Origin of the sequence: Streptomyces sp. CS113 (assembly GCF_002188365.1) — a bacterium.
Taxonomy (GTDB): Bacteria; Actinomycetota; Actinomycetes; order Streptomycetales; family Streptomycetaceae; genus Streptomyces; species Streptomyces tendae.
The window spans coordinates 5848680-5868413 of record NZ_KZ195574.1; the positions used below are offsets into that span (position 1 = coordinate 5848680).

Annotated in this window: 19 protein-coding genes; 9 read left to right on the forward strand and 10 right to left on the reverse strand. The window is 72.4% G+C overall.

The features are described 5' to 3' along the window. Positions 1–44: 44 nt before the first annotated feature. The 3 genes from B9W62_RS26130 to B9W62_RS26140 are packed head-to-tail and all read right to left on the reverse strand — an operon-like array spanning position 45 to position 1637. Positions 45–584, reverse strand: coding sequence for a hypothetical protein (locus B9W62_RS26130; protein ID WP_087809444.1), 540 nt, complete (start codon positions 582–584; stop codon positions 45–47). 28 nt (positions 585–612) lie between these two features. After that, positions 613–825: a DUF397 domain-containing protein gene (locus tag B9W62_RS26135; protein WP_087809445.1), complete on the reverse strand. Its 213-nt coding sequence runs from the start codon at positions 823–825 to the stop codon at positions 613–615. Then, positions 807–1637, reverse strand: coding sequence for a helix-turn-helix domain-containing protein (locus B9W62_RS26140; RefSeq protein ID WP_087812111.1), 831 nt, complete (start codon positions 1635–1637; stop codon positions 807–809). Before B9W62_RS26140 ends, B9W62_RS26135 begins: the two co-directional genes overlap by 19 nt. A gap of 114 nt (positions 1638–1751) precedes the next feature. Here B9W62_RS26140 and B9W62_RS26145 point away from each other — a divergent pair, with 114 nt between their 5' ends. From B9W62_RS26145 to B9W62_RS26160, 4 genes are read left to right on the forward strand one after another with little or no spacing between them, the layout of a single operon-like run. After that, positions 1752–1958: a hypothetical protein gene (locus B9W62_RS26145; protein ID WP_087809446.1), complete on the forward strand. Its 207-nt coding sequence runs from the start codon at positions 1752–1754 to the stop codon at positions 1956–1958. Beyond that, positions 1955–2176, forward strand: a complete 222-nt coding sequence (locus tag B9W62_RS26150; RefSeq protein ID WP_087809447.1) for a hypothetical protein — start codon at positions 1955–1957, stop codon at positions 2174–2176. The genes B9W62_RS26145 and B9W62_RS26150 overlap by 4 nt, the downstream gene beginning before the upstream one ends. A 22-nt stretch (positions 2177–2198) precedes the next feature. Continuing rightward, positions 2199–2945 carry a DNA repair protein RecO gene (recO, locus tag B9W62_RS26155; protein WP_030181046.1) on the forward strand — a complete coding sequence of 249 codons (747 nt, stop codon included), beginning with the start codon at positions 2199–2201 and terminating at the stop codon, positions 2943–2945. Between the two features lie 18 nt (positions 2946–2963). Beyond that, a complete protein-coding gene (locus B9W62_RS26160; RefSeq protein WP_087809449.1) occupies positions 2964–3806 on the forward strand; it encodes an isoprenyl transferase in 843 nt (280 codons plus the stop codon). A gap of 58 nt (positions 3807–3864) precedes the next feature. Here the strand turns inward: B9W62_RS26160 and B9W62_RS26165 are convergent, their stop codons facing one another. The 4 genes from B9W62_RS26165 to B9W62_RS26180 all read right to left on the reverse strand — a co-directional run bounded on the left by B9W62_RS26165 (position 3865) and on the right by B9W62_RS26180 (position 7081). Then, positions 3865–4284: a Fur family transcriptional regulator gene (locus tag B9W62_RS26165; protein ID WP_087809450.1), complete on the reverse strand. Its 420-nt coding sequence runs from the start codon at positions 4282–4284 to the stop codon at positions 3865–3867. 62 nt (positions 4285–4346) lie between these two features. Beyond that, positions 4347–5249, reverse strand: a complete 903-nt coding sequence (locus tag B9W62_RS26170) for a metal ABC transporter permease (protein ID WP_087809451.1) — start codon at positions 5247–5249, stop codon at positions 4347–4349. A gap of 13 nt (positions 5250–5262) precedes the next feature. Further along, on the reverse strand, positions 5263–6033 hold the full coding sequence (locus tag B9W62_RS26175; RefSeq protein WP_087809452.1) for a metal ABC transporter ATP-binding protein: 771 nt from the start codon (positions 6031–6033) through the stop codon (positions 5263–5265). A 61-nt stretch (positions 6034–6094) separates the two neighbouring features. After that, positions 6095–7081, reverse strand: coding sequence for a zinc ABC transporter substrate-binding protein (locus B9W62_RS26180; protein WP_087809453.1), 987 nt, complete (start codon positions 7079–7081; stop codon positions 6095–6097). Positions 7082–7241: 160 nt separating this feature from the next. On the opposite strand from B9W62_RS26180, the gene B9W62_RS26185 reads away from it, so the two are divergent. Beyond that, positions 7242–8624, forward strand: a complete 1383-nt coding sequence (locus B9W62_RS26185; protein ID WP_087809454.1) for a glycine--tRNA ligase — start codon at positions 7242–7244, stop codon at positions 8622–8624. Positions 8625–8763: 139 nt separating this feature from the next. On the opposite strand, the gene B9W62_RS26190 is transcribed toward B9W62_RS26185, so the two are convergent. Together B9W62_RS26190 and B9W62_RS26195 are read right to left on the reverse strand one after the other, a co-directional pair. After that, on the reverse strand, positions 8764–9840 hold the full coding sequence (locus B9W62_RS26190) for a chitinase (RefSeq protein WP_087809455.1): 1077 nt from the start codon (positions 9838–9840) through the stop codon (positions 8764–8766). Between the two features lie 131 nt (positions 9841–9971). Next, positions 9972–11405, reverse strand: a complete 1434-nt coding sequence (locus tag B9W62_RS26195; protein ID WP_087809456.1) for an MFS transporter — start codon at positions 11403–11405, stop codon at positions 9972–9974. A gap of 110 nt (positions 11406–11515) precedes the next feature. Between B9W62_RS26195 and B9W62_RS26200 the strand changes: the two genes are divergently transcribed. From B9W62_RS26200 to B9W62_RS40305, 4 genes are all read left to right on the forward strand, one after another. Continuing rightward, complete coding sequence (locus tag B9W62_RS26200; protein ID WP_087812112.1) at positions 11516–12412, forward strand: MmyB family transcriptional regulator; 897 nt, start codon at positions 11516–11518, stop codon at positions 12410–12412. Positions 12413–12522: 110 nt separating this feature from the next. Beyond that, positions 12523–13230 carry a hypothetical protein gene (locus B9W62_RS40870; RefSeq protein WP_256976584.1) on the forward strand — a complete coding sequence of 236 codons (708 nt, stop codon included), beginning with the start codon at positions 12523–12525 and terminating at the stop codon, positions 13228–13230. 9 nt (positions 13231–13239) lie between these two features. Next, positions 13240–17811, forward strand: a complete 4572-nt coding sequence (locus B9W62_RS26215; protein ID WP_087809457.1) for a cation-translocating P-type ATPase — start codon at positions 13240–13242, stop codon at positions 17809–17811. Positions 17812–18060: 249 nt separating this feature from the next. After that, positions 18061–18201: a hypothetical protein gene (locus tag B9W62_RS40305; RefSeq protein WP_179235676.1), complete on the forward strand. Its 141-nt coding sequence runs from the start codon at positions 18061–18063 to the stop codon at positions 18199–18201. Between the two features lie 7 nt (positions 18202–18208). On the opposite strand, the gene B9W62_RS26220 is transcribed toward B9W62_RS40305, so the two are convergent. After that, entirely contained in the window at positions 18209–19654 is a 1446-nt protein-coding gene (locus tag B9W62_RS26220) for an MFS transporter (protein ID WP_087812114.1), read from the reverse strand. Positions 19655–19734: the final 80 nt, after the last annotated feature.

Below are 19734 nucleotides of genomic sequence, written 5' to 3' on the forward strand. Positions count from 1 at the left end.
CGATATTTACGGGGGGTTGCCCCCTAGGGAGAGCGTCGTGCGGACTAGGGGAGGGTCACGTTGCTCTCGAAGTTGAGCCAGGCGAGGGAGGCGATGGTGCTCATGGACGGGCACAGCTCCCGCAGCTTGGCCGAGTCGGTCTTGGGCGGTGTGGAACCCATGCCGTAGCAGCCGAGCTTGCGGACGGTGTTCACCGCCTTCACCACCTGCCCCGCGGAGTCCTCGACGTCCGTGTACTGACCGTCCGGGAAGTCCCGTTTGACGCTCTCGGCCATGGCACCGGCGAGCTCCCCGGCGGCGGTCAGGTCCTTCCCGCACCCCGGGTCGTCCCAGGCGACGTGGCTGCACATCGGGGAGCTGCTCATGCCGTAGGCGATCCGGTAGGCCGGCAGCAGCTGCGCCGGGGTCGCGGGCTCGGCCGAGGAGGCGGCCGCCGACGGCTGCCCCGAGCCCGCCGGGGCGGAGGAAGCGGCCCGGGTCGGTTTCCGGTCGGCGGCTTCCCCGTCATCGCCGCCGCAGGCGGACAGCGTCAGAAGCGTCGTGGCGGCTGCGGACAGGGCGAGGGCGGATCGGCGCGTGAGCATGGGGCCACTCAAGCGCCGGACGAGTTGTTCAGACACCCGCTCGGCGGGACTGAACAACGGTGCGGACGAACTCCGTCCAGGCCGCCGACCCGACGACGATCACGGGACCGTCGGCCACCTTGCTGTCCCGGACGGGTATGACACCGGGGACTCCGTCGGTGACTTCGAGGCAGTTGCCGCCGTCACCGTTGCTGTACGTGCTCTTGCGCCAGCGGGCGTAGCTCAGGTCGTACTCGCGCATCGTCTGAATTCCTCAGCCGCCGATCGGACCAGGGCGAGGGACGTCTCCGGCGACAGTGCGGCGCCCCTGATCAGATCGTAGGCTCGGCGGGCACGGTGCACCACCGCCGGATCGTCCAGCAGGCTCCCTGAAAACGACGTCTCTGTATAGGCGGTTGGCGGGGCGTCCTCGAACTCCATGAGCCTGAGGGACCCACTGTTGGCAGGGGCGCCCGCCGAGAAGGGTAAGACCTGGAGCAGTACCTGGCGTTCGGCGGCCAGCACGCTCATGTGCTCCAGCGCCGCCGCCGCCACTTCAGGACCGCCGACCGGAAGTCGGAGCACGGTCTCGTGCACCACCGCCCAATACACGGGGCGTGTAGCGTCGCCGAGGATTTGCGACCGCTCCATGCGGGCCGCGACCCTGTCCTCGACGAACGCGTCGGCCGAGAAGGGGTGTGTGGCCAGGGTGAGCGCCCTGGCATAGCCGGGTGTCTGGAGGAGCCCGGGAATCACGGTCGGCTCGAAGTCGCAGACCGCCGACGCCAGCCGCTCCAGCTCGACCACCCCGGCGAAGTAATCCGCATACCGGGGATCATCAATGAGCTTCCGGCACAGTCGCTCGAAAATACCGTCGGTTTGTAGTGTCTGGTCGATCCGCTGGGCCACATCCAACTGTGGTTTCCTAATTGCCTGTTCGAACTGGCCGATGTAGCCACCGGAGACGAAAACCCGTGCTCCCAGCTCAACTTGCGTGATTCCGGCGTCCTCCCGCCGACGTTTGAGTTCCGCTCCGAAGAACTCCCACGCGGCCTGCCGTGAACCATTGGCCATAACCAACCCCCATGCGCTGACCCGCACTTGTAGTGCACGTACTCCTGCCGAGTGTAGGCACGTCACGGCATTCTGGGGACACGAAGAGTGAAACCGTAAAGGAAAGGGAACGCGATGGAAGCACGGCACTCGGCGCTCTGCGTCGAAGGAGCGGAGGACACGGTGAAAGAATTGCGCGCGGCGCTCGCGGAGGCAGGAATTGTTCTGCCCTCACTCGGGCTCGACCCGGTGAGTCTTGCGCGGGAGGCACCCTGCCCACTCGTCGAATTGGGCCGGTGTTCCGTCGAGACCGCGCAGCGCCTCGCGGCGGTGCTGCGATGACGACGACACCGCCCGTCGGGGTCTACGCCGTGGACACCCGCAGCGGACGGGTCGGGGTCGTCATGGGGCACGAGGGGCCGTACGTGCAGATGCGGCCGTACGGCGGGGGGCGGGAGTGGGACGCCGAGCCGGGTGACGTACGCCACGCCACCGCGTCGGAGCGGCTCAGCGCGGCGACGGCGTACACCAACGCCCGGAGCCGTGGCGAGGTGCCTTGAAGCATGCGCGAGAATGGGCGGCATGAGTCTGTTCCGCGACGACGGCATCGTGCTGCGCACCCAGAAGCTGGGTGAGGCGGACCGGATCATCACCCTGCTCACGCGCGGTCACGGGCGCGTACGCGCCGTGGCGCGCGGGGTGCGGCGCACGAAGTCGAAGTTCGGCGCGCGGCTGGAGCCGTTCTCGCACGTGGACGTGCAGTTCTTCTCGAAGAACAGCGAGCTGGTCGGGCGCGGGCTGCCGCTGTGCACGCAGAGCGAGACGATCGCGCCGTACGGTGGCGGGATCGTGACCGACTACGCGCGGTACACCGCGGGGACCGCCATGCTGGAGACGGCCGAGCGGTTCACCGACCACGAGGGCGAGCCGGCGGTGCAGCAGTACCTGCTGCTGGTCGGCGCGCTCAGGACCCTCGCCCGGGGCGAGCACGCGCCGAACCTGGTGCTGGACGCGTTCCTGCTGCGCTCGCTGGCCGTGAACGGGTACGCCCCGACCTTCGGGGACTGCGCGAAGTGCGGTCTGCCCGGTCCGAACCGGTTCTTCTCGGTCGGCTCGGGCGGCTCCGTCTGCGTCGACTGCCGCGTGCCCGGCAGCGTCGTACCCTCACCGCAGGCCCTGGAACTGCTCGGGGCGCTGCTTGCGGGAGACTGGGGCACGGCGGACGCGGCCGAGCCGCGGTACGTGCGGGAGGGGAGCGGACTGGTCTCCGCCTACCTGCACTGGCACCTGGAGCGGGGACTTCGCTCCCTGCGGTACGTCGAGAAGTAGAAGTAGGAGAGAACTGAGATGGCCGTACGCGGGATTCTGGGGCGGCAGCGCCGGGAGTACAGGACGCCGGAGCCGCACCCCTCCGGCGCGCGGCCCCCGAAGCTCGGTGAGCTGGTCCCGGAGCATGTGGCGATCGTCATGGACGGCAACGGCCGGTGGGCCAAGGAGCGCGGGTTGCCGCGCACCGAGGGGCACAAGGTCGGCGCCGAGCAGGTCATGGACGTGCTCCAGGGCGCGATCGAGATGGGCGTGGGGAACATCTCCCTGTACGCCTTCTCCACCGAGAACTGGAAGCGCTCGCCGGAAGAGGTGCGCTTCCTGATGAACTTCAACCGCGACTTCATCCGCAAGTCCCGCGACACCCTCGACGAGCTGGGGGTGCGGGTGCGCTGGGCGGGGCGGATGCCCAAGCTGTGGAAGTCGGTGGCCAAGGAGCTCCAGGTCGCGCAGGAGCAGACCAAGGACAACGACCGGCTCACGCTGTACTTCTGCATGAACTACGGCGGGCGGGCCGAGATCGCCGACGCGGCGCAGGCCCTCGCCGAGGACGTGCGGGCCGGGAAGCTCGACCCGTCGAAGGTGAACGAGAAGACGCTCGCGAAGTACCTGTACTACCCGGACATGCCGGACGTGGACCTGTTCCTGCGGCCGAGCGGCGAGCAGCGGACGTCGAACTACCTGCTCTGGCAGAGCGCGTACGCGGAGATGGTCTTCCAGGACGTCCTGTGGCCCGACTTCGACCGGCGCGACCTGTGGCGGGCCTGTCTGGAGTTCGCCTCCCGGGACCGCCGCTTCGGCGGCGCCATCCCCAACGAGGAGCTCCTGGCCATGGAAGGCAAATCCAGCCCGTCCGGCGTTTGAGGACGAGGCCGTTCAGGCCGATACAGGGGCCCGGGGCGCAGCCCCGGCCCCACCCCGCTCAACCGCCGGAGGCCACCGCGCAGTCGGCGCAGGTGCCGAAGATCTCCACCGTGTGCGCGACGTTGACGTAGCCGTGCTCCGCGGCGATGGCCTCGGCCCACTTCTCGACGGCGGGGCCCTCCACCTCGACGGCCTTGCCGCAGGCGCGGCAGACCAGGTGGTGGTGATGGTCGCCGGTGGAGCAGCGCCGGTAGACGGACTCGCCCTCGGCGGTGCGCAGGACGTCGACCTCGCCGGCGTCGGCGAGGGACTGAAGGGTGCGGTAGACGGTGGTGAGCCCGACCGCGTCGCCCTTGTGCTTGAGCATGTCGTGGAGTTCCTGTGCGCTGCGGAACTCCTCGACCTCCTGAAGGGCGGCCGACACGGCAGCCCGCTGCCGGGTGGCGCGGCCCTTCACGGGCGGTCCAGCGGTGGTCACTGGATTCCTCCTCACGTCTTCGCGGCTTGCCGGGCCATTGTGCCAGCCCGGTCGGCCCGCGGTCAGACGCCGACCTCGTCGGCGGCCCCCCTGGTGGCCGGAATCTTGCACTCCGCCGGATCCTCGGCGGGCCGCGCGGCGGCGAGTGCCCGCGCGCGTCGCCTGGCCAGCGGCGCGGCCAGCAGGCTCAGCAGGATGAACGCGCCGATGGTGAGCAGCACGATCGTCGCGCCGGGCGGCACGTCCTGGTAGTACGAGGTGACCGTGCCGCCGATGGTCACGCTCACACCGAGCGCGACGGAGATCGCGAAGGTGGCGGCGAAGCTGCGGGTGAGCTGCTGGGCGGCGGCCACCGGGACCACCATCAGCGCGGAGACCAGGAGCAGGCCGACGACGCGCATCGCGACGGTCACCGTGACCGCCGCCGTCACGGCCGTCAGCAGGTTCAGCACGCGCACCGGCAGGCCGGTGACCCGGGCGAACTCCTCGTCCTGGCTGACGGCGAACAGCTGGCGGCGCAGCCCCACGGTGACGAGGACCACGAAGGCGGCCAGCACGCAGATCGCGGTGACGTCGGACTCGGAGACCGTCGACAGGGAGCCGAAGAGGTACGAGGTGAGGTTGGCGTTGGAACCGCCCGGCGCGAGGTTGATGAACATCACGCCGCCCGCCATGCCGCCGTAGAAGAGCATGGCGAGGGCGATGTCGCCGCGGGTCTTGCCGTACCAGCGGATCAGCTCCATGAGGACCGCGCCGAGGACGGAGACCAGGGTCGCCATCCACACCGGGGACCAGGAGAGCAGGAAGCCGAGGCCGACGCCGGTCATCGCCACGTGGCCGATGCCGTCGCCCATCAGGGCCTGACGGCGCTGGACCAGGTAGATGCCGATGGCCGGGGCGGTGATGCCGACCAGGACGGCGGCGAGCAGCGCCCGCTGCATGAAGGCGTAGTTCAGGATTTCCATGGTCGTCGCCTTCTCAGCTCAGCAGGCCGGTGCGGATCGGTTCGGCGCCCGCCGGTGCGTGCGGGTGGACGTGGTCGTGGCCGGGCAGCGCGTGCTGGCCGACCGCCTCGGGCGGCGGGCCGTCGTGCAGGACGCAGCCGTCGCGGAGCACCACGGCCCGGTCGATCAGCGGCTCCAGCGGGCCCAGCTCGTGCAGGACCAGGAGGACGGTGGTGCCGGCCGCGACCTGCCCCCGCAGGGTTTCCGCCAGCACCTCCTGGCTGGCCAGGTCGACGCCCGCCATCGGCTCGTCCATGATCAGCAGTTCGGGCTCGGCGGCGAGCGCGCGGGCGATCAGCACGCGCTGGTGCTGGCCGCCGGAGAGGGCGTTCACCGAGTCCTTGGCGCGGTCCGCCATGCCGACCAGGTCGAGGGCGCGGCGTACGGCCTCGTGGTCCGCTTTGCGCAGGACGCCGAAGCGGGCCCGGGAGAGCCGGCCCGAGGAGACCACCTCGGTCACCGTGGCGGGGACGCCGCCCGCGGCCGTGGTGCGCTGCGGGACGTAGCCCACGCGCGCCCAGTCGCGGAAGCGGCGCCTGGGGGTGCCGAACAGCTCGATCTCCCCGTCCGTCACCGGCACCTGGCCGATGATCGTGCGCACGGCCGTGGACTTGCCCGAGCCGTTGGCGCCGAGCAGCGCGACCACCTGGCCGCGCCGCACGGTGAGGTCGATGCCGCGCAGGACGGGGCGTGAGCCCAGCTCGGCGCGGACGCCGCGCAGGGATATGACGGACTCGTCGCTCACGATGTCCTCCGTAACGATCGAACGGGCCGGGCCGCCCGGTCGGGCTGCCCGGCCGGGCTGCCTACTTGGCGCCGAGGGCGGTTTCCAGCGCCTTGAGGTTGGCCTCCATGACCCCGACGTAGTCCTCGCCCTTGGACTTGTCGGTGATGCCCTCCAGCGGATCGAGGACGTCCGTCTTCAGGCCCGCGTCCTTGGCGAGGGTCTTCGCGGTCTTGTCGGACACCAGTGTCTCGTAGAAGACGGTGGTGACGCCGTCGGCCTTGGCCTCCTGCTGGAGCTCCTTGATCCGGGCGGGGCTGGGCTCGCTCTCCGGGTCGAGGCCGTTGATGGCCTCCTGGGTGAGGCCGTAGCGCTCGGCGAGGTAGCCGAAGGCGGCGTGGTTGGTGAAGAAGACCTTGGTGGCCGTGTTCTTCAGCCCGTCCTTGTACGCCGTGTCGAGGCCGCCCAGCTTCTTCGCCAGCGCCTCGGCGTTCTTGCGGTAGTCGTCCGCGTGGTCCGGGTCGGCCTTCTCGAAGGACTCGGCGACACCCTGGGCGATCTCGGCGTACTTCACCGGGTCCAGCCAGACGTGCGGGTCGAGCGCGTGCTCGCCGCCCTCGGCGTGCTCCTCCTCGGCGTGCTCGTCGGCGTGCTCCTCGCCGCCGTGGCCGTGGTCGTGCTCCACGTCGCCGTGGTCCTCGAGCTTCGTCAGCGTGGCCGCGTCGATCTTCGTCTTCACGTCGGACTGGGCGATGGCCTCGTCCACGGCGGGCTGGAGGGACTTGAGGTAGAGCACCGCGTCCGCCTCGCCCATCTGGGCGGTCTGCTTGGCGCTCAGCTCCAGGTCGTGCGGCTCCTGGCCGGGCTCGGTGAGCGTGGTGACGTTCACGTGGTCCCCGCCGATCTGCTCGGCGAGGTACTCCATCGGGTAGAACGACGCGACGACGTCGAACTTGTCGGTATTGCCCGCTGCCGAGCTGTCGCTGGAGCAGGCGGAGAGGGTCCCGAGGCCGAGGGCGGTGGCCGCGGTGACTGCTATGCCGGATATGCGGCGTCGTCGTACGTTCATGACACCCATTTTCAACAAATATGGAAACCGTTGTCAACAAGCGTGCGATTCCGCAGCTGGGAGGCCCCGATTTGGCCGTGGGGCGACCCACGCCGGTAACCTGAAGCATTCTCTGGAAGCATCTCGCTTCGTCGCCCGTCGTCGTAATGAAGAGAGCACCGTGGCCGCCGACAAGATCGACACCATCGTCAGCCTGAGCAAGCGCCGTGGCTTCGTATTCCCGTGCAGTGAGATCTACGGCGGTCAGCGCGCCGCCTGGGACTACGGTCCGCTGGGTGTCGAGCTCAAGGAGAACCTCAAGCGCCAGTGGTGGCGCTACATGGTCACCTCGCGCGAGGACGTCGTCGGTCTCGACTCCTCCGTGATCCTGGCCCCCGAGGTCTGGGTGGCCTCCGGTCACGTCGCCACCTTCACGGACCCGCTGACCGAGTGCACCTCCTGCCACAAGCGGTTCCGCGCGGACCACCTGGAGGAGGCGTACGAGGAGAAGAAGGGCCACGCCCCGGAGAACGGCCTGGCCGACCTCAACTGCCCCAACTGCGGCAACAAGGGCACCTTCACCGAGCCCAAGCAGTTCTCCGGTCTGCTCTCCACCCACCTCGGCCCGACCCAGGACAGCGGCTCCGTCGCCTACCTGCGGCCCGAGACCGCCCAGGGCATCTTCACCAACTTCGCCCAGGTGCAGACCACTTCGCGCCGCAAGCCGCCGTTCGGCATCGCCCAGATGGGCAAGTCCTTCCGCAACGAGATCACGCCCGGCAACTTCATCTTCCGCACCCGCGAGTTCGAGCAGATGGAGATGGAGTTCTTCGTCAAGCCGGGCGAGGACGAGAAGTGGCAGGAGTACTGGATGGAGCAGCGCTGGAACTGGTACACCGGTCTCGGCCTGCGCGAGGAGAACATGCGGTGGTACGAGCACCCCGCGGAGAAGCTCTCCCACTACTCCAAGCGCACCGCCGACATCGAGTACCGCTTCTCCTTCGGCGGCAGTGAGTGGGGCGAGCTGGAGGGTGTCGCCAACCGCACCGACTACGACCTCTCCTCGCACGCCAAGGCCTCCGGCCAGGACCTCTCCTACTACGACCAGGAGGCCCAGGAGCGCTGGACGCCGTACGTCATCGAGCCGGCGGCCGGTGTCGGGCGCGCGATGCTCGCCTTCCTGCTCGACGCGTACATCGAGGACGAGGCGCCGAACGCCAAGGGCAAGCTGGAGAAGCGGACCGTGCTGCGGCTCGACCCGCGGCTGTCGCCGGTGAAGGTCGCCGTGCTGCCGCTGTCCCGCAACCCCGACCTGTCGCCGAAGGCGAAGGGGCTGGCGCAGGCGCTGCGGCAGCACTGGAACATCGAGTTCGACGACGCGGGTGCGATCGGGCGGCGGTACCGGCGTCAGGACGAGATCGGGACGCCGTTCTGCGTGACCGTCGACTTCGACACGCTGGACGACAACGCGGTGACCGTGCGCGAGCGGGACACGATGAAGCAGGAGCGCGTGTCACTGGACCAGATCGAGGGGTACCTCGCGTCTCGGCTGGTTGGGTGCTGAACGTCCGTTTGCGTTGAGGTACCAGGGGGCTCCGCCCCCTGGACCCCCGGGGCCTGTGCCCACCCACCACCCGACTCGGTCGGGAGGGGGGTGGGCGTTTCGGCGTTCAGGGGCCTGGATTACAGGTTCAGCCCCCGGCTCAGCGGCCCTGGAGTGCCTTCACGTTGTTCCCGAAGGTCCAGTTCTTCGAGCCGTCCCAGTTGAGGGACCAGGTCATCAGGCCCTTGAGGGCGCCGTTGTAGTGGTTCCAGGCCTGGGAGACCAGGGACGGGGACATGTGGCCGCCGCCCGCGCCGGGCTGGGCGGGCAGGCCCGGGACCTGCTTGTCGTAGGGCACCCGGATCGTGGTGCCCTGGATGACCAGGCCCTTGTCCAGGCAGTCGGTCTGGGCGGTGAAGCCCTGCACGGTGCCGGCCGCGTAGGAGTCGCCGGAACAGCCGTACATGCTGCCGTTGTAGTACTGCATGTTCAGCCACCACAGGCGGCCGTTGTCCGCGTACTTCTTGATGATCGGCAGGTACGCGCCCCAGATCGAGCCGTAGACGACGCTGCCGCCGGTGACGTACGCCGTCTCCGGGGCCATCGTGAGGCCGAAGTTCGAGGGCATGCGGGCCAGGACGCCGTCGATGATGCGGATCAGGTTGGACTGGGAGGCGGAGAGCTGGTTGATGTTGCCGCTGCCGGTCAGGCCGGTCTCGATGTCTATGTCGATGCCGTCGAAGTTGTACTTCTTCAGGATCGGCACGATCGTGTCGACGAAACGGTCCGCGACCGCGGTCGAGTTGAGGTCGATGCCGGCCGTCGCGCCGCCGATGGAGAGCAGCAGCGTCTGCCCGGACGCCTTGGCCGCGCACATCTCGGCGGGCGTCGCCACCTTCACGCCGGTGTCCATGCCGTCCTCCCACAGGGCCGTCCCGTCGGAGAGGATCACCGGGAAGGCCGCGTTGAGCACGTTGTAGCCGTGGGCGGCGATCTGGGGGTTGGTGATCGGGGTCCAGCCGAAGGGCGGATGGACGCCGTTGGCGGCTCCGTCCCAGTTCTCCCAGTAGCCCTGGAGGACCTTGCCGGCGGGCTTCGACTTCACGGCGCAGGTGTCTGCGGCCGCGCCGTCGGGGGCGGTGCCCTCGGGAGCCGCCGACGCGGTGGCGACTCCCAGGGGGAACAGAACGGTGGCCGCCAGTGCGGCGGCCAGTAGACGGATTGTGCGGCGGATCATGCCGGGCCTCCCGGTGGGGGTCGGTGAGGGAGAGTCATCTTGTGTCGTAGGCATGACAGTGCTGTGGTCCAGACCTTTCGTCAAGAGGTCTGGACCAAGTGACGGGTGTGGAGGTGCGGATCGGGCGGTCGTCAGGCGATCGTCCGGGGGAGGCGCAGGCTCAGCAGGCCCGTCAGCGCCACCCCGGCGAGCTGGACCAGCAGCGTGGTCACCAGGGCGTCCCGCATGCCCATCCCCGGGGTCAGCGACAGGAACAGGGTGCCCAGGGTGGCCACGCCCAGGGCCAGTGACGACTGCTGGGTGGTGACCATGACGCCACCCCCCACGCCGGCGCGTTCGGCGGGCACCTCCGAGAGGACCAACCGGAGGACGACCGGGAGCTGAAGTGCCTGGCCCGCGCCCGCGACCGCCGCGCCCGGCAGGAGTTCGACCAGGCCGAGGTCGGGCCAGGAACGCCACGCGGCCAGTGTCATCAGGACCAGGCCCACCCCCTGGAGGGCGGCGCCGACGGGTACGACACGGGTGCCGTAGCGGGCGACCAGGCGGGGGCCGGCGAGCGAGAAGAGGAAGAACACCACCGCGAGCGGGGCCAGGGCGAGCCCCGCGGCCACCGGGCCCAGGCCCGCGCCCTGCTGCAACGCCACCGCGATGACGAACATGAAGCCGCTGAAGCCGATCGAGAACGGCACGATCAGCAGCAGGCCGCGGCGCAGCGAGACGATCGCGAACAGGCTCGGCGGGACCAGCGGTGTACGGCCCGCGCGGTCCGCCCGGCGCTCCACCGCGTAGAACGCCGCCGCCGCGAACGGGAACGCCGCCAGCGACAGCCACGTCCACAGCGGCCAGCCCGCCGCCCGGCCCTCGGTCAGCGGGACCAGCAGGGTCAGGATCGAGGCGGCCAGCAGGAAGGTGCCGGGGAGGTCCACCGGCTCGGGGCGCGCGGAGCGGGTCTCCGGGACCGCGCGGGCCGCGAGGAACAGGCCCACGAGGACGACCGGCACGTTCACCAGGAAGACGGAACGCCAGCCGGTGCCGGCGATGTCGGCGGCCACCAGGACGCCGCCCAGGATCTGCCCGGCCACCATCGACAGGCCGGCCGTCGCCCCGTACAGGCTCATGGCCTTCGCGCGCCGGGGACCGGTCGTGGTCGCCTGGATGGTCGCCAGCACCTGCGGCAGCATCGCGGCGGCCGAGGCGCCCTGCGCCACCCGCGCGGCCACCAGCGACCAGGCGTCCGGCGCGAGCCCGCAGGCCAGCGAGGTCAGCCCGAAGGCCGCCATGCCGCCCAGGAACAGGCGGCGCCGGCCGAGCAGGTCGCCGAGCCGGCCGCCGAGGACCAGCAGGACGGCGTACGCGACCCCGTATCCGGCGACGACCAGTTCCAGGACCGCCTCGCCCGCGGAGAGGTCCGCGCCGATGGTGGGCAGGGCGACGTTGACGATGAAGAAGTCGACGAGCGGGAGTGCCGCACCCAGCAGCACCGTGAAGAGTCCGAGGCCGCCGAGTGCGGGCGGCGCGTCCGGGGTGCCCGTTCGGACGGGACGTGAAGTGATGGTTTCGGTCACGTGGTCGAGCCTGCGACCGTTTCCAGGGTGGTACCAGAGTCTTCTTATGCTGGTAGTAGAAGTACCCGGCAACAGGTTGCCGGGCGCGGCATCCTGGAGGCATGACGACGATGACGGGTCGGGAGACGGCCGTCCAGACCCCGCCCAGGGACACCGGCTCGGAGATCCGGCGGCACGAGCTGGCCGCCTTCCTGCGCAGCCGCCGCGAGCGCATCGCGCCCGAGCAGGTCGGGCTGCCCCGCGGACGCCGGCGCCGTACCCCGGGGCTGCGGCGCGAGGAGGTCGCCCAGCTCTCGGCCGTCGGCGTCACCTGGTACACCTGGCTGGAGCAGGCCCGGGACATCCAGGTCTCCGTGCAGGTCCTCGACGCCCTCGCCCGCGCGCTGCTGCTCGACCCCTCCGAGCGCGCCCACCTCTTCCGGCTGGCGGGGGCCGTCGACCCGACGCCCGCGCAGGTGTGCCCGGCCATCACCCCGGGGGTGCGCGCCCTGCTGGAGCAGTTCGAGCCGTATCCCGCCTGTGTGCAGAACAGCCGGTACGACATCCTCGCCCACAACCGGACGTACGGGCTGCTGCTGTGCGACCTGGAGGCGGTGCCGCCCGAGGACCGCAACTGCATGGTCCTCTCCTTCACCCACGAGGACTGGCGCTCCTCGATCGTGCACCTGGAGGAGACCCAGCGGCTGATGGCGGCCCGGTTCCGCGCCACCATGGCCGGTCATCTCGCCGAGCCCGCCTGGAAGATGCTGCTCAAGCGGCTGCGCACGCAGTCGCCGGACTTCCGCGAGGTCTGGGAGCGGCACGAGGTCGTCGCGCACCGCAGCAAGTGCAAGGAGTTCGTCAACCGGTACGTCGGGCGGATCCGCGTCGACCACACCGACCTGTGGCTCGGACCGGAGGCCGGGCCCCGGATGGTGACGTACGCACCGGCCGACGAGGTGTCCCGGGAGCGGCTGGAGAGGCTGCACGCGATCGCTCTGGAGCGCGGGCCGACTTCGTCCGGATGAGTGCCCGAGGTGCGGGAACCCGGAGATATGCGGAAGGTGATGTTCCCGGGGTTTCCACGGCCCGGGGGCCGCGGGTTCCCACAGCACGGACAGGGCGAGGACGAAGAGTCATGGCTGAGCAGAAGTCGGCGCGGACACTTCCGCGGCCGTTGCACGCGGCCGCTTCGGCGGTGCGGAAGGTGCCGGGTGCCGAGACGGTGGGCAGGGCCGCCGAAGGTGCGCTGGACCGGATCGGGGCGGTGTCGCCGCGCGGGCGGCGCGTGCTCGTCTACACGGGCGCCGGGGTGCTCGGCGTCGCCGGTCTGGTGGAGTGGCCGGTGGCGGTCACCGGGGCGGCGGTGGCCTGGCTGACGCAGCAGCGCGGACAGGACCGGAACGGGAACGGGAACGGGAGCGCGGGCAAGGGCGGTACCGCGGGGGCGGGGCAGACGGATACGGCGAAGTCGGGTACGGGGAAGTCGGGTACGGCGGGTACGGCGGGTACGGCGGGTACGGCCAAGGCGGCCGGCACCTCCAGGACGGCCGCGGCGAAGCGGACCGGCGGCGCCAAGAAGACCGCCGCCAAGTCGACGGCAGCCAAGTCGACGGCAGCCAAGTCCACCGCCGCGAAGAAGTCCGCCGCGAAGAAGACGACCACGGCGAAGAAGACCGCCGCGAAGAAGACCACCGCGACGAAGGCCACCGCGAAGAAGACCGCCTCCCCCACTCGGGCCAAGAGCCAGTCGGGGAGCAAGGCGTCCTCCAGTCGGCCCTCCGCCTCCCGGGGGAGCCGTACCCGCAAGACGGCCGCCGCGTCGCGCAGCCGTACGTCTGGCTGAGGGAGCGCCATGGTCGGTGGACTGCTGACGCGTTCCCAGGACGCCGTCACGGGGCTGGTGCTGGCCGGCCCCCGGCTCCTCGCGCGCGGCACCGCGCCCGCCGTGGGCGCCGCGGCCGGTGCGGCGGCGGGCACCGCGCGGGCCGGGGTGCGCGGCGCCGACTTCGCGGCCCGGGCGGCCCGCGTGGCCCGCGCGGCGCTGCCCGGCGGAGCACGGGACTGGCGGGCCGGACCCCGGGCGCACCTCGCGCTGCGCCCGGCCGCCACGGAGCGGGTGCGCCGGGCGGGCGGTACGGAGCGGGTGGCGCGCCGGGTGGCGGCGGCACTGGCCGAGCACCCGGACGTCCTGCTCGCCTATTGGGACACCGGCCTGGCCCGGCTGGTGGTGACCGCGACCGAGGACACGCTCACCGACCGCGTCGTGGACCACGCCGCCGAACTCGCCGAACGCCACGGCCTCACCCGCGTGGACCAGACCGACCTCGCCGCCTCGGACGGCCCGGCGGCCGACCCGGTGGACGAGCCCGACCACCCCGGCGACCCGGCCCCCGTGCGGGTCGCGGCGGCCGTGCTCGGTGCCGACGTGCTGGGCATCGCCGCCGCCGTGACCGGTGCGCGGCTGCGGCTGCCGCCCTCGCCCCGCCTGGTCACCGCCGTCGCGACGCTGCTGCGCGAGAACCCGGCCTTCCGGGCCTGGCTGCGCGAGCGGCTCGGCGACCACCGCATGGACGTGGCGCTGGCCGCCGCCAACGCCGCCGTCCACGGCGCCGGGCAGAGCCCCACCTCGCTGGTGCTCGACGGGGCGCTGCGCGTCTGCCAGTTGACGGAGGCGGTGGCCCGGGGAGCCGCCTTCGAGGTCGTGCACGACCAGCTCTGCGTCCCCGGCCGGGTCAGCCTGCCCGCCGTACCCGCCCTGCGTCCGGAGCCGCGCACCTCCCCGGCCCAGGACTACGCCGCCCACGCCTCCGCGGGCAGTGTGGCGGGCGCCGCCGCGACCCTGCTGGTCAAGCACGACCTGGCCGAGGCGGCGGAGGCGGTACTCGCCGGTTCGCCGAAGGCCGCGCGCTACGGGCCCGCCGCCTTCCACGCCGTACTGAGCGCCGCGCTGTCCCGCACCGGTGTGCTCGTGCGCGACCCCGGGCGGCTGCGGCAGCTGGAGATGGCCCGCACGGTCGTGCTGCACCCCAGCGCGCTGCGGGTGCCGGACGCGGGCGCCGACCCGTGGACCGAGGACGTGCTGGACGCGGCGCGGCGGGCGGGACTGCGCGTGGTCATGGTCGAGGACCCGGCGCTGGCCGACTTCACCGGCCTCGCCGACCAGGTCGTCGGCGCCCGCCGCCCGCTCGCGGACGTGGTGGCCGAACTGCGCGCCGAGGGCGGCGTCATCACCGTCGTACGGCCGCTGCCCGGCGACGACGGCTCCGTCTCGGCCGGGCTGCTCGCCGGGGACGTGGCCGTCGCGCTGGCCGACGCGGACTGCCCGGTGGCCTGGGGCGCGGACGTCCTCGCACCGCAGGGGCTCGCCGACGTGTGGCGGGTGCTGCGGGCGGTACCGGTGTCCCGCGCGGTCGGGCGCCGGTCGCAGACGCTGGCCAGGTCGGGTGCCGCGCTGTCCGGGCTGCTGGTGGCGGTCGGCGAGGCGCGCGGCAGGAGCCGGGGCGGCGTGTCGTCGCTGCTGGGAATGCGGCACGCGCCGGTGGACGCGAGCGCGGCGCTGGCCCTGCTGTCCGGGACGCGGGCCGCGATCGGCGTGGCGATGGCCCGCGCCCCGCACCCCCGGGCCCGGGTGGCGTGGCACGCGCTCGACCCGGACGACGTACGGGAGCGTCTCGAGCGGGAGCGCGAGCCCGAGCCGACCGTCGTGGAACAGGCCACCGCCCGGCTGCGCGCGGCCGCCGACCGGGCGGGCCGGGTGCCCGTGCTGGCGCCGGTCCGCTGGTCGTGGCAGTTGGCCCGCGCCGTACGCGGGGAGCTGGACGACCCGCTCACCCCGGTGCTCGCGGTCGGCTCCGCCGCATCCGCCATCCTCGGGTCGGTCGTGGACGCGCTGCTCGTCGTCGGCGCCCTCGACCTGAACGCCCTGGTCGGCGGCTTCCAGCGGCTGCGCGCCGAACGGGCGCTGTCCGGGCTGCTGGCGGAGCAGAAGCAGAAGGCCCGCCTGGCGGAGAGTCCCGGACCGGGGCGGCCCGGCGACGGCGGAGCCCCGGCGGACGGCACGCGGCCCGGTCCGGACGGCACGCGGCCCGGACCGGACGGCGGCGGGCCCTCGGTCCCGGCCGGGGAAGGCCCGTCGCGGACCGGCGGGGTTTCGGTGCCGGTCGGAGACCGTGCGGAGGGTGCCGGGGGGACCCAGGGGCAGGGCGAGCCGCGGATCGTGGACGCGGCCAAGCTGCACCCCGGTCACGTGATCGAACTGAAGGCGGACGACGTGGTGCCCGCCGACGCCCGGCTGCTGTGGGAGGACGGCCTGGAGGTGGACGAGTCCGCACTGACCGGTGAGTCGCTGCCGGTGGACAAGTGCGTGGACCCGGCCCCCCGCGCCCCCGTCGCCGAGCGGTACTGCATGGTCTTCGAGGGCACCACCGTGGTGGCCGGGCGGGCCCGGGCCGTCGTCGTCGACACCGGCGACCACACCGAGGCGGCGCGGGCGGTCGCGCTGGCGGCCCGTACGCCGTCGGCGGCCGGGGTGCAGGCCAGGCTCCAGGAGCTGACCCGCAAGGCGCTGCCGCTGACCCTGGCGGGCGGCGCCGCGGTGACCGGGCTGTCGCTGCTGCGCGGGGCGCCGATCCGGCAGGCCGTCGCCGGCGGCGTGTCGGTGGCGGTGGCCGCGGTCCCCGAGGGACTGCCGCTGGTGGCGACCGTGGCCCAGCTCGCGGCGGCCCGCCGGCTCAGCCGCCGGGGCGTCCTCGTGCGCACCCCGCGCACCCTGGAGGCGCTCGGCCGGATGGACACCGTCTGCTTCGACAAGACGGGCACCCTCACCGAGAACAGGCTGCGGCTGTCGCGGGTCGCGGGCCCCGACGGCACCGTCCGCCGGGTGGGCGACCCGGAGACCGCCGACGCCGTCCGGACCGCCGCCCGCGCCTGCCCCCGGCTGAACGGCGACGGCGCCCGGCCCACCCACGCCACCGACGAGGCCGTCCTGGACGCGGCCGGGGACGACCCCGGCTGGACGCAGGAGGAGGGCCTGCCCTTCGAGACCTCCCGGGGCTACGCCGCAGCCGTCGGACGCGAGGGCGGCACCGGCCCCGCCGCGCTGGTGGTCAAGGGCGCCCCGGAGACGGTGCTGCCCGCCTGCGCCGACCTGCCCGCGCACACCGCCGAGGTGGCGCAGCGCCTCGCCCGCGACGGACTGCGCATCATCGCCGTGGCGCGGCGGCCCCTGGCGAGGGGCGAGAAGGCCGCCGACGTGCTCGAACAGCCGCCGTCGAAGCTGGAGTTCACCGGACTGCTGGCGCTCGCCGACGTGCCCCGCGAGACCTCCCCGGCGCTGGTGCGCGGGCTGCGCGAGGCGGGCGTACGGCCCGTGGTGCTGACCGGCGACCATCCGCAGACCGCCCACGCCATCGCCGTCGACCTGGGCTGGCCCGAGGACGCGGTCGTGGTCACCGGCGACGAACTCGCCGCCGCCGACCGCACCGTCCGCTCCCGGATGCTGCGCGACGCGGACGTGGTGGCCCGGGTGGCGCCCGAGCAGAAACTCCAGGTCGTCGAGTCGCTGCGGGACGCCGGGCGGGTCGTCGGCATGGTCGGCGACGGAGCCAACGACGCCGCCGCGATCCGGGCCGCCGACATCGGCGTCGGCATCAGCGCCCGCGGCTCGGCCGCCGCCCGCAACGCCGCCGACCTGGTGGTGACCGGCGACGACCTGCTGGTCCTGGTGGAGGCGGTGCGGGAGGGCCGGGCGCTGTGGCACAGCGTCGCCGACGCCATCGCCATCCTGATCGGCGGCAACGCGGGCGAGGTCGGCTTCGGCATCCTCGGCACGGTGCTGGGCGGCGCCGCCCCGCTGTCCACCCGCCAGATGCTGCTGGTCAACCTCTTCACCGACCTGTTCCCCGCGATGGCCGTCGCGGTGACGAAGACCGGCGACCCGGAGCAGGAGGCCGCCGACGCGGGCGCGCCGCTCGGCACGGCGGTGCTGGGCGAGCCCCTCATCCGGCAGATCCGGCACCGGGCCCTGACCACGGCGCTCGGGGCGACCGCGGCCTGGCTGCTCGGCCGCTTCACGCCGGGTACGCGGCGCCGCTCGACGACCATGGCCCTGTGCGCCGTCGTCGGCACGCAGCTCGCCCAGACCCTCGCCGACCGCCGCGACAGCCGCCTGGTGCAGGTCACGTCCCTCGGCTCGGCCGCCGCCCTGGTCGCCCTCGTCCAGACCCCGGGCGCCAGCCGCCTCTTCGGCTGCACCCCGCTGGGCCCGGTCGCGTGGACGGGCGTGGCCGCGGCGATCGCGCTGGCCCTGGCGGGCCAGCGGGCGCTGCCGGGCGTGGAGGACGCGATCGTGAAGTACTGGCCGAAGGTGGCGGAGCGGCTGCCGGTGCCGAAACCGGGTGCGGGGCAGCAGGGCGCGACGGGATGATGCGCGGGTCCGCCGTCGTCGGCCGAAAGGCGTGTGCGTGCTCCCCCTGGACGAGATCCGGACGCTGCTGAGCGAACACGACGACCCGGACCACCGGGAACGGCCCCGGGACTTCGACGCGAAGGCCACCGCCCGCCGCTTCGCCCTCCTCACGGGCGCCCTGGAGCGGCGGTTCGGGCCGTCCGGCAGCGTCGGCCGGTATCAGGACACCAGTGCGTACGGAAGGTTCGCGGTCACGGACGGCTCTTCGTGGAGACACTCGCGGCGCTCGGGTACGGCGGCGGGGACGACGAGGACGACGAGGACGGCGAGGACGGCGAGGACGGCGAGGACGACGAGGACGGCGACATGCGGGCGGTCTGGGCCGACCGGTACTTCGACTACGTCTGAGGAGCCGTCACGCCCCCGTCCGCGCCGCCTCCCGCACCTCCGGCGACTCCAGGCGCTCGGCCGTCCGTTCCGCCGTGCCGCGGGCCCAGCGGCCGCTCGTGACGGCGCCCAGGACGAGGACCGCGAGGCCGCAGGCGGCCAGGATCCACCAGCCGGGGCGGGCGGCGGAGACGAAGGTGTCGCGGTACGACGAGGCGTTCACGCCCGCCGCCAGGACCGCGCCGACCACCGCCACGCCGAGCGTCTGGCCCAGCTGGCGGCTGGTGGAGGCGACGGCCGCCGCGACCCCGGCCTGGGCGCGGGGCATGCCGGAGACCGCGGTGTTGGTGATGGGCGCGTTGACGAAGCCGAAGCCGATGCCGAACAGGACGTAGCCGACGAAGAGCGTGACGTCGGAGGTCTCCGCCTCGAAGGCGGCGAACAGCGTGCCGCTCACGGTCAGCGCGCCGCCCGCGATCAGCAGGGGCAGGCGCGGTCCCCGGCTGCCGACCAGGCGCCCGGAGAGCGGGGCGCACAGGAAGGTCGGCACGGCCATCGGCAGCATCCACAGGCCGGCCTCCAGGGCGCTCAGTCCGCGCACGTTCTGGAGGTAGAGCGTGGACAGGAACAGGAAGCCGCCCAGCGCGGCGAAGGCGCTGACCGCGATCACCGTGGCCCCGCTGAACGGCGCCGACCGGAAGAAGCGCAGCTCGACCAGGGGGTCGGTGCGACGGGGCTCGTGGACGAGGAGGCCGATCAGCGCGGCGAGGGCCAGCACCGCGAAGGGCAGCACGGTCGTGAACCCGGCGTTCGGCGCCTCGATGATCGCGTACGTCAGGGAACCGAACAGCACGATCACCATCAGCTGGCCCAGCGGATCGGGCCGACGGGCCTTCGGCGCGCGGGACTCGGGGACGAAGCGGAGGGTGAGCAGGAGGGCGGCCAGGCCCACCGGCAGGTTGACCCAGAAGATCGAGCGCCAGCCGACGGACTCCACGAGCACCCCGCCCACCAGCGGCCCCGCGGCCATGGATATGCCGACCACCGCGCCCCAGACACCGATCGCGCGGGCGCGCTCGCGCGGGTCGGTGAAGGTGTTGGTGATGATCGACATCGCCACCGGGTTGAGCATCGAACCGCCCACCGCCTGCATCATCCGGAAGACGATGAGCGAAGACAGGTCCGGGGCCAGCGAGCACAGCAGCGAGCCGAGGGTGAAGAGCACCAGACCGGTCATGAAGACCCGTTTGCGGCCGATCCGGTCGGCCGTGGAGCCGGACAGCATCAGCAGCGCGGCCAGCACCAGCGTGTACGCGTCGATCGCCCACTGGAGGCCTGAGGTGCTCGCGTGCAGGTCGCGCTGCATGGAGGGGAGGGCGACGTTGAGGATCGTGTTGTCGATACTCACGATCAGCAGGCTCATGCAGCAGATGGCGAGCACGAGCATGCGGCGGCGATGGGTCAGCTCGGGCATGAACTCCATCGTACGCGCATTTCGATAGTGCGACTAACTAATGACTGATACATGATCTCCCCGCGTGCGTGACAATGGGG